Annotated in this window: 11 protein-coding genes; 3 read left to right on the forward strand and 8 right to left on the reverse strand. The window is 61.7% G+C overall.

Annotated elements, in window-relative coordinates; all coding sequences use genetic code 11:
• Positions 1-6: 6 nt before the first annotated feature.
• The gene (locus L2A60_RS04245) at positions 7-669 is read right to left on the reverse strand and encodes a TetR/AcrR family transcriptional regulator (RefSeq protein WP_235703125.1); all 663 of its coding nucleotides are present in this window, start codon (positions 667-669) and stop codon (positions 7-9) included.
• 371 nt (positions 670-1040) lie between these two features.
• On the opposite strand from L2A60_RS04245, the gene uvrC reads away from it, so the two are divergent.
• Both uvrC and L2A60_RS04255 read left to right on the forward strand, forming a co-directional pair.
• Positions 1041-2915, forward strand: a complete 1875-nt coding sequence (gene uvrC / locus L2A60_RS04250) for an excinuclease ABC subunit UvrC (RefSeq protein ID WP_235703126.1) — start codon at positions 1041-1043, stop codon at positions 2913-2915.
• A gap of 110 nt (positions 2916-3025) precedes the next feature.
• Positions 3026-5314: a Hint domain-containing protein gene (locus tag L2A60_RS04255; protein ID WP_235703127.1), complete on the forward strand. Its 2289-nt coding sequence runs from the start codon at positions 3026-3028 to the stop codon at positions 5312-5314.
• On the opposite strand, the gene L2A60_RS04260 is transcribed toward L2A60_RS04255, so the two are convergent.
• From L2A60_RS04260 to rfaD, 5 genes are read right to left on the reverse strand one after another with little or no spacing between them, the layout of a single operon-like run.
• Complete coding sequence (locus L2A60_RS04260) at positions 5235-6167, reverse strand: hypothetical protein (RefSeq protein ID WP_235703128.1); 933 nt, start codon at positions 6165-6167, stop codon at positions 5235-5237. The genes L2A60_RS04255 and L2A60_RS04260 overlap by 80 nt on opposite strands.
• Positions 6164-6913: a peptidoglycan editing factor PgeF gene (gene pgeF / locus L2A60_RS04265; protein ID WP_235703129.1), complete on the reverse strand. Its 750-nt coding sequence runs from the start codon at positions 6911-6913 to the stop codon at positions 6164-6166. The genes L2A60_RS04260 and pgeF overlap by 4 nt, the downstream gene beginning before the upstream one ends.
• The gene (locus tag L2A60_RS04270) at positions 6910-7884 is read right to left on the reverse strand and encodes a class I SAM-dependent methyltransferase (RefSeq protein ID WP_235703130.1); all 975 of its coding nucleotides are present in this window, start codon (positions 7882-7884) and stop codon (positions 6910-6912) included. The genes pgeF and L2A60_RS04270 overlap by 4 nt, the downstream gene beginning before the upstream one ends.
• Entirely contained in the window at positions 7881-8708 is an 828-nt protein-coding gene (gene lgt / locus L2A60_RS04275; RefSeq protein WP_235703131.1) for a prolipoprotein diacylglyceryl transferase, read from the reverse strand. The genes L2A60_RS04270 and lgt overlap by 4 nt, the downstream gene beginning before the upstream one ends.
• Positions 8705-9685, reverse strand: coding sequence for an ADP-glyceromanno-heptose 6-epimerase (rfaD, locus tag L2A60_RS04280; RefSeq protein ID WP_235703132.1), 981 nt, complete (start codon positions 9683-9685; stop codon positions 8705-8707). Before rfaD ends, lgt begins: the two co-directional genes overlap by 4 nt.
• 54 nt (positions 9686-9739) lie before the next feature.
• Between rfaD and L2A60_RS04285 the strand changes: the two genes are divergently transcribed.
• A complete protein-coding gene (locus L2A60_RS04285) occupies positions 9740-10066 on the forward strand; it encodes an accessory factor UbiK family protein (protein WP_235703133.1) in 327 nt (108 codons plus the stop codon).
• Here the strand turns inward: L2A60_RS04285 and L2A60_RS04290 are convergent.
• Together L2A60_RS04290 and L2A60_RS04295 are read right to left on the reverse strand one after the other, a co-directional pair.
• Entirely contained in the window at positions 10057-10647 is a 591-nt protein-coding gene (locus L2A60_RS04290) for a Maf family protein (protein ID WP_329603552.1), read from the reverse strand. The two genes, L2A60_RS04285 and L2A60_RS04290, sit on opposite strands and share 10 nt — an antisense overlap.
• A gap of 4 nt (positions 10648-10651) precedes the next feature.
• Positions 10652-11659 (reverse strand): zinc-binding alcohol dehydrogenase family protein, encoded by a 1008-nt coding sequence (locus L2A60_RS04295; RefSeq protein WP_235703134.1) that lies wholly within the window; start codon positions 11657-11659, stop codon positions 10652-10654.
• Positions 11660-11684: the final 25 nt, after the last annotated feature.

An 11684-nucleotide genomic window follows, 5' to 3' on the forward strand; every position in this document is an offset into this window, starting at 1 on the left:
TGAGGTCTAATCGGGCAGGTCGGATGGAAGAGCGTCGATCATGCTCGCCTGGAGATAGAATTGGATGTTGCGCGCAAGCCATGCCTTGAAGTGGTTGAGTTGCGCCGTATGGTTTGCCGGGCTGGTCGTGCCCAGCAACTGAGCGCCGAAGATCGCATTGCCCATTGCGATCGTCGTCACCATGAAGGCAAGCATGCGGGAATCCTCGGGATCGGGTAATGCGCCGCCGACCCGCTCGGCATAGATCAGACGGCCGCCATGGATGAGATCGACGATATCCGACAACGCGCGGCTCATGGAACCCGGCGGATTATCGGCGTCCGCTCCGAGCCACGCGACGCGTTGCGCCAACCCGCCGTCGAAGGCGCTGAAGACATTGTCGAGAACCTGATCGATAAGTTCCCGGCGCGGCGACGTCGCCTGATCCAGCACGGCATGCATCGCCGATTTAAGCTGGCTGATGGTTCTGGCGTTCAATGCGTTGAGCAGGCCTTCGCGGCTGCCGAAATGGTGGAGGATGACCGGATGCGACAAACCGATATCGGCTGCGATGTCCTGCAGCCGGAGACCGCCTGGGCCGGAGCGTGCCAGCCTTGCTTCGGCCGCGTCCAGGATGACCCGTTTTGCGTCGTCCGCGTTGCGGCGCGTCCGTTTTCTGGTAGCTGTCATGTCCTTGAACAGACGTAATCGTGATCCGAAGTCAATCGAAATGTGTATATGTCACAACGACCGCATGATTGCTTCCCGGTTCCCGAACTTCCGTCTGACGCACCGGGGGAGACAGGATGGTTTGGCGGCAAAGTTGTCCACCTGCCAGAATATCGCGCTAAAACAGGCCGCTAGGTAACGGATCTGTCATGATAATGACATATTCTCATTTAGACAAATCAAGAATATCAACGACTTATTGTGTATTTTCAAAATTTCGAGCTATTTGAAAAGGTTGCGATGGACAGACGCAAATTTTCCGTTTCCAGAAGGTTACGCACAGAATTATCCACAACCCGCCGAAATGACCGTTTTGCCAAGTTCCTGCCGTGATGTCTGACCTGGATTCCATTGGCCCTGGCGTGATCGAGGCGGCGTTGACGACGCTGCCCTCCGGTCCGGGCGTGTATCGGATGCTCGATGCGGCCGGGGAAGCTCTCTATGTCGGTAAGGCGCGCAGCCTGAAAAAGCGGGTGGCCGCTTATACCCAGCCGGCGCGGCTTCCCGAGCGCTTGCGCCGCATGGTCGCCGAGACCGCGAGTCTCGAGGTGGTCACCACCCACACCGAGCCCGAGGCGCTTCTGCTCGAAGCCAATCTAATCAAGCGGCTGAAGCCGCGATATAATATTCTGCTTCGCGACGACAAATCATACCCCTGGCTTCTGCTGACCGAGGATCATCCGTTTCCCCAGATCACCAAGCACCGCGGCGCGCAGACCCGCAAGGGCAGCTATTGGGGTCCGTTCGCCTCGGCATGGTCGGTCAACCAGACGATCCAGGCTCTACAGCGCGTGTTCCTGTTGCGCACCTGCGCGGATACCGTATTCGCCACCCGGACTCGCCCCTGCCTGTTGCACCAGATCAAGCGTTGTTCCGCGCCCTGTGTCGGCCGGATTTCGCCCGAGGACTATGCCTCTCTGGTTGGTCAGGCGCGTGCGTTTCTCTCCGGCCGCTCGGGAACGGTGCAACGCGACCTTGCGGCCGAGATGGAAACTGCCTCCGCCGCACTGGAGTTCGAGCGCGCAGCCGCGATCCGCGATCGCATCCGGGGGCTGACCCACATCCAGGGTTCCGATGTGATCAATCCGGGAAGCATCGCGGATGCCGATATCATCGCGATCCATCAGGCGGCAGGCCAGTCCTGCGTTCAGGTGTTCTTCATTCGCGGTGGACGCAACAACGGCAATCGCAGCTTTTTCCCGGCACAGGCACGCGGGGAGCAGGCCGCCGACGTGCTGGGTGCGTTCATCAGCCAGTTCTACGATGACAAGACGCCACCCCCGTCGATTTTGTTGAGTCATAGTGTGACTGAATCGTCCCTGATCGGCGAGGCTCTCTCGTTGAAAGCTGGCCGGAAGGTCGAATTGGCGGTGCCCGCGCGCGGCGAGAAGCATGATGTCGTGCTTCACGCCGAAATCAATGCTCGAGAGGCGCTGGAACGGAAACTGGCCGAATCGGCGGGTCAAGCGAAACTGCTGACGGCGACGGCCGAGATATTCGGTCTGGATCAATCTCCCATGCGAATCGAGGTGTACGACAACTCCCACATCATGGGGACGAGCGCCTATGGCGTGATGATCGTGGCCGGTCCCGACGGGCTGGCCAAATCGGCCTACCGGAAATTCACGATCAAGGGATCACTCACGCCCGGCGACGATTTCGCGATGATGCGCGAAGTGCTAACCCGGCGCTTCTCCCGCGCAATCGCCGAAGACCCTGACCGCAGCGAAGGCACATGGCCCGATCTGGTGCTGATCGATGGCGGTGCCGGCCAGTTATCGGCGGCGCAGTCGGTGCTCGACGATCTCGGCGTTCAAAATATTCCGCTGGTGGCGATCGCCAAAGGGCCGGATCGGGATGCCGGGCGAGAATGGTTTCATCTTGCCGGACGTTTGCCCTTCCAGTTGCCGGAGCGCGATCCGGTGCTCTATTTCCTGCAGCGCCTGCGCGACGAGGCGCATCGCTTCGCGATCGCGACCCATCGATCCGGGCGCAGCAAGAAAATCACCAGAAGCGAACTTGACGAAATTCCGGGGATCGGTGCCTCCCGCAAGCGTGCCTTGCTCAATCATTTCGGTTCAGTGCGCGGCGTGAAACAAGCCGGATTGCGGGACCTGGAGGCGGTTATCGGTATTAATCGGGCCGTAGCACGGATGATTTATGCTCATTTCAACCCAGGCACCCACATTGATCAGCCATCCTTATGATCGGGAAAATTCATGAGACATGAAAATTTCACGTGACACAACTTAAGATTTAATTAAAATACATCCTCTGGTTGTTGGTTTGCATAACCCAGCCGATTTGAGGAGCCGTCATGTCCAGCACGATCAGTGGAACCCTCCGAAACGGGGTGATTCTAGAAGCACCGAGCTACGCCAGTCCGACAACGATCATCGGGACGATCGACGCGTCCGGCGGAAACGCCGTTTCGGCCCTCTCGGACTGGGATATTGCAATCACCGGCAGCATAACCGCATCGACCGGTGATGGCATTTTTCTCAAGGACGGCGGCTTCATCGATAATTCGGGGGTGATCGACGCCGCATCCTCATATGCGGTCTTTGCCGCGGCACAGACGGACAGTCTGATAAACAGCGGTTCGATCTATGGCGGCAGAGCCGGCGTGCTGATGGTGAATGCCACGGTCAATCTCGACAACCGTGTCTCGGGCACGATCGATGGCGGGACGCTGGGAGTCAAATTCACCGGGGCCGGTACGGTGAACAGCACGTTGCTCAATGCGGGACTGATCGAAAGCGCGGCGGGCACGGGCGTCAGGTTGACGGAAGCTTCTGGCGTTAATTCCACGGGAGGCGTCGTCAGCGGAAGTTCCGTCGGGATTTATGTCGGCGCTCTATCGACCGTCATGAATGCTGGTACTGTTGCCGGCGGCACAGGTATTCTGGTTGGCGGGACGGGAGTCACGGTTGTGGACTCCGGGACGATTTCCGCATCCGTCGGCAATGCGATTTCATTTGCCTCCAATGCAGCTTCGCCTGCCGCTCCCGATTTTCTCACATTGCTGCCGGGCGCGGTCCTCATCGGAACCGCGAGCGGCGGCGGCGTCGCCGATGTGGTGTTCTCCGGCACGACACCCGGAACCTTTGCGAATGTCGGTCGAGAATTGACGGGATTTCCGACGATTTCGATTGCGCCCGGAGCTGAGTGGGCATTTTCCGGGATGTCCACCATGCTCGGCAACGTGACGTTCGAGAATGACGGCACGCTGATTCAAAGCGCAGGCGATATCCTCACGATCGATTCCACGATCAATGGCACCGGAACGATCGAACTGGACGCAACGACCCTCGCGACCGGCAATACGGTCGGCTCCGGCGAGGTTTTCGATTTCCTGACCGGATTCTCGATGCTTTTGCTGTCCGGGAGTCATGTTTTTTCCGGCACCATCGTCGGTTTCCAGGCTGGCGATACGATCGAATTGACCGGCTTCGGGGTTGATGCATCAATTACCGGCACCTTGATCGGCGATGTCATGACTTTGTCGGGCGGGATCGATCCGGCGATGATCACCTTCGCATCGAATCCTGGTTCGCTCGATGTCGTGCCGATTCTGGGTGGGGGGGCAACGAAATCCTATGAAATCGTCGCACCCTGTTTTCGGGCCGGCACAAGATTGTTGACCCCGGACGGGCAGCGTCCGGTGGAGAGTCTGCGGAAGGGCGACCTACTTGTGACCCATGGCGGTGCTGTCCGGCCAATCATCTGGCATGGACAGCGCCGGATCGATTGTCGCAAACATCCCAGGCCGGAAACGGTCTGGCCGATCCTGATCGAACTCGATGCCTTCGGGCCCGGTTTTCCTTCGCGCGATCTCCATCTTTCGCCCGATCACGCGCTCTATTGCGACGGCGCTTTGATTCCGGTGCAATTCCTGATCAACGGAGTCTCGATTCGTCAGATCGCCGTGCCGAACGTAACCTATCATCATGTCGAGTTGGCGGATCATGACGTGGTCTGGGCGGAGACGCTGCCGGCCGAGACCTATCTCGATTGCGGCAATCGCCATAACTTCGTCCGCCAGGGCAAAGCCATCACGCTGTTCCCGGAATTCGAGCAACCCGAATGGGATGTGAAACGGGCTTTTGCGCCCTTGGTAACGCAAGGTCCCACGCTGGCCATGGTGCGGGCGCGCCTTCACGATCGGCTGGAAGCGCGGGGCTTCAGATGTGTTGCAAGCCAATTCCAGGTTTTTGCCGATCAGCAGCCATTATCGTCAGCAAACTCAGGGAGCGGCCGACACGTCGTGCGCCTGCCAACGGGCGCTACGAATCTCGTCATCGGTTCGGCTGCGTCCAGCCCGGCGGAAACCGACCCGGCGGCGCAGGACCGGAGACGCCTCGGCATCGCCATCACTGGTGTTCTCGTCGACGGTCTTCCGGTTCACGAGGCAGATCCGCGCTTCGGTACCGGATTTTATCCGCCCGAGCGGTCAGGCCGGCGATGGTTTCGCTGGACTGACGGTTCCGCGTCTTTCGGTGTTAGCGGGGTTCGGGAATTGTCGTTCACGGTTCAGGCCGCATCGATGATTTGGCAAGCGTCGCCGGATGAGAATCGGAGGCGATCCGTTTCGGGATTGCGTTGACGATCACCTGCTTCAAACCAAGGGCCGCCTGCTGAGCTGCTGCCATCGCAACGTCGCCCCAATAAGGTGTCATCTGCGATGGCTTCAGATCGTGCAATTGGCTGACCTTGCCAATGAATTCGCCGCTTTGGCCGCGAACGATCCAGTCGAGTTCGACGATATCGACTCCGCCTCTTTCTTGCGAATGCGTGCTGGGAGACGCCTTGACGGTGCCGTTGACGATGAAATCGGCGTCATGTTTGTTGGCAACCATAACAATGCCGAGTTGCGGCAGATCGCGCTGAAGATTGATCGCCAGTGCGTGATCGCCATCCCCCGGCGCGCCGCTGACGCCGGCGAACAGCACGCGCGGCGGCCGGTTCTCGAGCGATAGCGGGTTGCTCTGCTGCACGCTCGCGTTGATCGCGCTGAGTTGCGTGGCGAGTTCCGGCGCGGCGGATTCGGCGGCGGCCTTCAAAACGGCGGGATCGCCATTGGCCCAGGCCTGCTCCGCCACGGGCGCGCTGGTTGCGTGTCCATAGATTTTGCCGGTGGGGCCGACGATCGAGAAAGCCGGGACGACCTGGCTTTGAACGATCCTTGCCTGCGCGATCAAACGCCAGTCGGCCTTGCCGGCTGGACGGGCAAGGCTGGGCACGTCCCGTTTTACCAAGGCTTGCGCGAGGTCGGTTGCATAAAGCCGTGCCGCGTTGTCGCCCAGCAACGCATCGCGCGGCGGCGGAACGATCAGAACCGGCGGCGGCGGCACCGAGAGCAGAGCTCCTTCCGGGCCGGGCCTGCCGAGAAACGGCTGGGGCAAGGTGCCGCAACCGGCGAGCAGAAGAGGGATGAACAGGATAACGCGATGTTTCATGGAGCTCTCATGATGATCGAGATCTGGAGCCCGCCCGGACCTTCCGCGCGGAGGGTCCGGCGCCGATGGGAGAAGAAACGTGCCTCATCGGCATAGGTGTCGTGCGGCAGAATACTGGTCTCGACCCTGGCCGCGGCGAGTCGCTCGGCGCAGTAGCCGGGAAGATCGAAAAACCAATGGTTAGGGCGGCCGGAGACAAAGAATTTTCGATCAGACTTATCCCGTCCGACCACCGCGTCGCGCAAATCCTCGCCGACTTCGTAGCTTGCCTGATGGATGCACGGGCCGATGACGGCGGTGATATCGTTGGCGCCCAGGGCGCGCATCGCATCGGCAGTGGCTTCCAGCACGCCGGCAACCGCCCCGCGCCAGCCGGCATGAGCGGCTCCCACGATATGCGATCTGGCATCCGCGAACAGCACCGGCGCGCAATCGCCCGTGATGATGCCCAGCGCGATGCCCAGCCGGTCCGTCACCATGGCGTCCGCTTCGACCCCGTCGCCCGATGTCCATGGCGTGCGTGCGGTCACGACGCGGGGGCCGTGAACCTGTTTGAGGCCAAGCAGATTCGAAGGCATGGCGCCGATCGCCAGGGCGGCGCGGGAGCGGTTTTCAGCCACGTGTGCGGCATCGTCCTGGCCGAAAAGTCCGCAATTCAGGCTGGAATAGACGCCCTGCGATACGCCGCCCTCGCGGGTGAAGAATCCATGCGGCGCGGCAAGCGCGCCTCGGAAATAGGGGGTCATGCTGAAAAACCAGGTGGAATTCGCATACTGGGGTGGCGGATCGCGAGCGTCTTGAACAGGCTGCCCATCGCCTCGGCGGAAGTTAGGCGACGGGTCGCCGCGAGGAGCCGCACCGCCATTTCCGGCGATGCGGCGCGTCCGAGCTGCGCCGTGCGCTCATGAATGCCAAGGGCGGCCAGGAAAGCGCCCTGCGCAATCGGTCCCGACACGGAGCAACCCGCTTCTGTGGCAGCAATGGCGAGCCGGGCGAAATCGACATGGGCGGTCAGGTCGGCGGTGCCCGGTTCGGCAAGTGGATCGACCGGAACGCCGGCACGAATCGCCTGCAAGCTTTCGCCCGGCCCTCCCTGTGCCGATCCGTAATCGACGATCAGCGCAACACCGCCCATCCGCGCGATCCGCGCGGCGAGAGCGGCGACGAATTCTTCGGCAGCTTCGCCATATTCATGAACCACGCCGCATTCATTGGCAGGAAAGCTGGCATCGGCCGGGACTTCGATGAACCGGCCGTTTTCGATATGGCGCTCGGTCCAGCCGGTCTCCCGCCGAACGAACTGGCGAATCGGCAGGGCATCGAGGAATTCATTAGCAATCAGAATGATCGGGCCGTCCGGCAGGCCGGACAGATCGGAATGGATCGTGGCATCGGGCAGGGCGGTCGCCAATTCCCCGATCAGGCGCGGCGATGTCTCGATCAGATGCGGCGACATGGCCTCGGCGAAATCGGGCAGGGCGCGGCGGATCGCGCGCAGCGCATCCCGCATCAAGGTTCCGCGGCCGGGGCCTGCTTCGGCGAGAACGATCCGCCCCGGCGATCCCATCATCTGCCAGACCAGCCCCGCCCACAGGCCGAGCAATTCACCGAATATCTGCGATATCTCGGGTGATGTGGCGAAATCGGCGAACGGATCACGCGTTGCGTAATAGGCGGCATTGGCTCGCGCCATGAAGCGATCCAGCCGTTCGATCACGCGGCGAGAACGGTCTGACGGCGCGAGACGCGTTTGGCGCGCCAGATCATGACGGCGCCGAGCGCGATCATGGGAATCGACAATAACTGTCCCATCGTCAGTCCGAACATCAGATAGCCAAGGAACCAGTCGGGCTGGCGGAAACATTCCGCCGTGGTTCGCGCAATTCCATAGCCGAGCACGAAAATTCCGGCGAGGTAGCCCGGCTGGCTTCTGACCCGCTCGCTCCGCGAAGCGGCGAACAGCACGATGAATAAAACGAGCCCTTCCAGACTCGCCTCGATCAGCTCCGACGGGTAGCGCGGCACGTCCGAACCGGATTGAGGATAGATCATGCGGAATGGGAACCAGGTGGGTGCCGGCCGGCCCCACAACTCGCCATTGATGAAATTGGCGATGCGGCCGAGAAACAGGCCGATCGGCACCGGTACGGCGACACGATCGGCGAAGCGCCATGGATCAAGCCCCTGGCGATGGCAGTAGATTAGAATCGCAACCGCGACGCCGATCATCCCGCCATGGAAACTCATTCCGCCATCCCAGACCGCGTAGGTGCGGTTCAGGTGATCGAGGAAATACACCGGCTGATAAAACAGGATGTAGCCGAGCCGGCCGCCGAGAACGACCCCGAGCGTCGCCCAGGACAGGAAATCATCCACCTGCTCATGGGTTGCGACGGCCGGTCTTTCCCGCACCAGGCGGCGCATCAGCCGCCAGCCAAGGACCAGCGCCGTGATATAGGCGAGGGCGTAATAATGAATAGCGAACGGCCCGAATTTCACCAGGATCGGATCAAAATGCGGCCAAGTATAGACATGATTCATCGATATGGGTCCGATTGCTTCAGAAATTCCGTGACATAGCGGGTAACGCCGTCTTCCAGCGTGGTGAAGCGATGTTCGAAGCCGGCGTCGCGCAACCTGTCCATATTCGCCTGGGTGAAAGATTGGTATTGACCGGCGAGGCGTTCCGGCATCGGCACGAACTCGATCCGCTCGGGCACGCCATTGGCGGCACACACCGCGCGGGCGAGATCGGCATAGCTGCGCGCCGTGCCGGTACCGAGGTTGAACAGCCCCGAAACGCCCGGATGGTCAAGCAGAAACAGCAGTGCCGCGACCACGTCGTCGACCCAGATGAAATCCCGCGCCTGGGCGCCATCGGCCAGATCGGGCCGATCGGACCGGAACAGGGTCGCGGGACGGCCAGCGGCGATTTCGTCGTGCTTGACCTTCACGACCGAGATCATCGCGCCCTTGTGATATTCGTTCGGGCCATAGACGTTGAAGAACTTGAGGCCCGCCCATTGCGGCGGGCGCGGCCGGCTGGAAGCGCATTCCCCGGCAACCCACAGGTCGAAGGCATGTTTCGACCACCCATAGAGGTTCAGAGGGCGCAGCCGGCGCAAGGCGGCGTGGTCGAACGCATCGTCGAAGCCCGCAGAGCCATCGCCGTAAGTCGAGGCCGACGACGCATAGATCAGCGGCACGTTGTGCACAGCACACCAATGCCAGAGATGCTGGCTCAGCGTCACATTGCTGTGCCAGACCAGATCGCCGTCGGTTGCGGTGGTTTCGCTGATCGCGCCGAGATGCACGATCGCCTGCAGCGGCGGATCGGACCCGAGATAATCGGCGATGCGATCGGGCCCGATCAGCCGAGCGGGGGGATGCTTGCGGAGGTTGCGCCACTTCCCTGTTTCGCGCAGGCGATCGGCGATCGTGACCTCCACCATCCGCTCATGCAGCGCCGCATGCAGATTCGACCCGATGAAACCGGCTCCGCCCGTGACCAATATCATGCCGGGGCTTATAGTCAGGGACCGCCGATCCGTCATCACTGGGAGAGATTCATCATGACCGAACGACCGAGATTTTTCGACGATCTGGCGGGGGTGGCGGGCGGTGCATTGTCCGCATTCAGCGGTTTGCGCGACGAGATGGCCGCACTGATCCGCGCTCGGATCGACGAGGCAATCCGTAAGCTCGATGTCGTGCGCCGCGAGGAATTCGAGGCGATGGCCGAATTGGCCGCCAAGGCGCGGGCCGAGACCGAATTGCTGGCCGCCCGCGTTGCCGCATTGGAGGCGATGATGGTTCCAGCAGCGCCGCGGGGTGTCGAACCGCTTCCGCCACAATCGAATCCGGCCCCGGAATTACCGCCGGAGACCGATCACGGTTGAATTTCGCCCGCTTGTCGTAAAAAGCCGAGCAGGGGCAACAGCGGCAGGCCGAGAATCGTGAAGAAATCCCCCTCGATCCGGTCGAACAACTGAATACCGAGCCCTTCCAGCCGATAGGCTCCGACCGAGCCGAGCAGGGCTTCGCCTTCACTGGCCAGATAATCGGCGATGAACGCATCCGAAACCGCTCGCATCGAAAGGCGCGGCGCTTCCGCGTGATGCCAGATTACCGCGCCGCCTCGCATGCAGACCACGGCGGTTTCCAGGCGATGCGACCGGCCGCGCAGGCGGTGGATATGAGCACCGGCTTGCGCAACGTCGCGTGGCTTGTCGAACCACTCACCCTCGCAATCCAGAACCTGGTCTGCGCCGATGACCAGGGCCTCGGGCCGGCGGGCGGACATGCGCGAGGCCTTCGTCTCGGCGAGCATCAGGGCCAGTTCGCCTGCTTTCAGCCTGTCCGCCTTGGCCGATTCCTTCATGCCGGCCTCGTCGATCATTGCCGGCGCGGTCTCGATCGGCACGCCTGCGCGCAGAAGCATGTCGCGCCGCGTTGCCGAGGCGCTGGCCAGCACGATCACGAAATCAGAACCCCTCCAGCACGATCTTTCCATGGGTGTGGCCGGATTCGATCGCCGCATGGGCGCGGCGCAGATTTGCCGCGTTGATCGACCCGTAATTCTCAGTCAGTGTGGTGCGCAGAACGCCTTGATCGATCAGCCGGCTGACCGCCTGAAGGATTTGGTGCTGCTCGTTCATCCGCGGCGTCTGGTGCAGGGACCGCGCAAACATCGATTCGGTGTGGATCGAGGCGGATTTGTTGAACAGTTCATGAAGATCGAGCGGCGGTGTGGTCTCGATCAGACCGATATGACCTTCGGGAGCCAAGGTCCGGCAAAGGGCGCGCCAATGGCTTTCGACATGGTTGGTACAGAAAATATACGCCGGCGGCGCGACCTCGCAGGCCAGGATCTGGGCGGCGATGTCGCGATGATGATCGATGACGTGGTGCGCACCGAGCGCGGAACACCATGCCCGAGTCTCCGGCCGGGACGCCGTGGCGACCACCGTAAGCCCGGTCAGATGGGCAGCGAGCTGGATCGCCATCGACCCCACGCCGCCGCCGCCGCCAACGATGAGAAGCGTGTCGCCACGGGTCCGGTCGCGCGGGATGGCAAACCGATCGAACAGCATCTCCCATGATGTCAGCGTGGTCAGCGGCAGTGCCGCCGCCTCGGCGAAGGAGAGGGATCTCGGTTTGCGGGCGATGAGACGTTCGTCGACGATCTGGTATTGTGCATTGCTCCCGGAACGATCGACCGCGCCGGCGTAATAGACCTCGTCCCCGACGCCGAACTGGGTCACGCTCGAGCCGACCTGACGCACGATTCCGGCCGCGTCGAAGCCGAGAATCCGGGGTTCGCCCAGGGGTTCGTTGCGGCGCCTGATCTTGGTATCGACCGGGTTGACCGCAACCGCGCGCACTTCGACGAGAACGTCGTGGCGCCGCGGGGTCGGCTCGGGCAGATCGACGTCCACCAGAGACTCTTCTGCCGTGATCGGAAGGGAATGGGTAAAGGCGACCGCTTTCATGAGGGGATTTTTTTCTCGCTATTTC

The organism is Acidiphilium iwatense (assembly GCF_021556475.1).
GTDB classification, from domain to species: domain Bacteria; phylum Pseudomonadota; class Alphaproteobacteria; order Acetobacterales; family Acetobacteraceae; genus Acidiphilium; species Acidiphilium iwatense.

Excerpts from the sequence above, each read along its gene's own strand:
- L2A60_RS04245 (WP_235703125.1), bottom strand. The coding sequence starts at position 669 with ATGACAGCTACCAGAAAACGGACGCGCCGCAACGCGGACGACGCAAAA.
- uvrC (WP_235703126.1), top strand. The coding sequence starts at position 1,041 with ATGTCTGACCTGGATTCCATTGGCCCTGGCGTGATCGAGGCGGCGTTG.
- L2A60_RS04255 (WP_235703127.1), top strand. The coding sequence starts at position 3,026 with ATGTCCAGCACGATCAGTGGAACCCTCCGAAACGGGGTGATTCTAGAA.
- L2A60_RS04260 (WP_235703128.1), bottom strand. The coding sequence starts at position 6,167 with ATGAAACATCGCGTTATCCTGTTCATCCCTCTTCTGCTCGCCGGTTGC.
- pgeF (WP_235703129.1), bottom strand. The coding sequence starts at position 6,913 with ATGACCCCCTATTTCCGAGGCGCGCTTGCCGCGCCGCATGGATTCTTC.
- lgt (WP_235703131.1), bottom strand. The coding sequence starts at position 8,708 with ATGAATCATGTCTATACTTGGCCGCATTTTGATCCGATCCTGGTGAAA.
- rfaD (WP_235703132.1), bottom strand. The coding sequence starts at position 9,685 with ATGATATTGGTCACGGGCGGAGCCGGTTTCATCGGGTCGAATCTGCAT.
- L2A60_RS04285 (WP_235703133.1), top strand. The coding sequence starts at position 9,740 with ATGACCGAACGACCGAGATTTTTCGACGATCTGGCGGGGGTGGCGGGC.
- L2A60_RS04295 (WP_235703134.1), bottom strand. The coding sequence starts at position 11,659 with ATGAAAGCGGTCGCCTTTACCCATTCCCTTCCGATCACGGCAGAAGAG.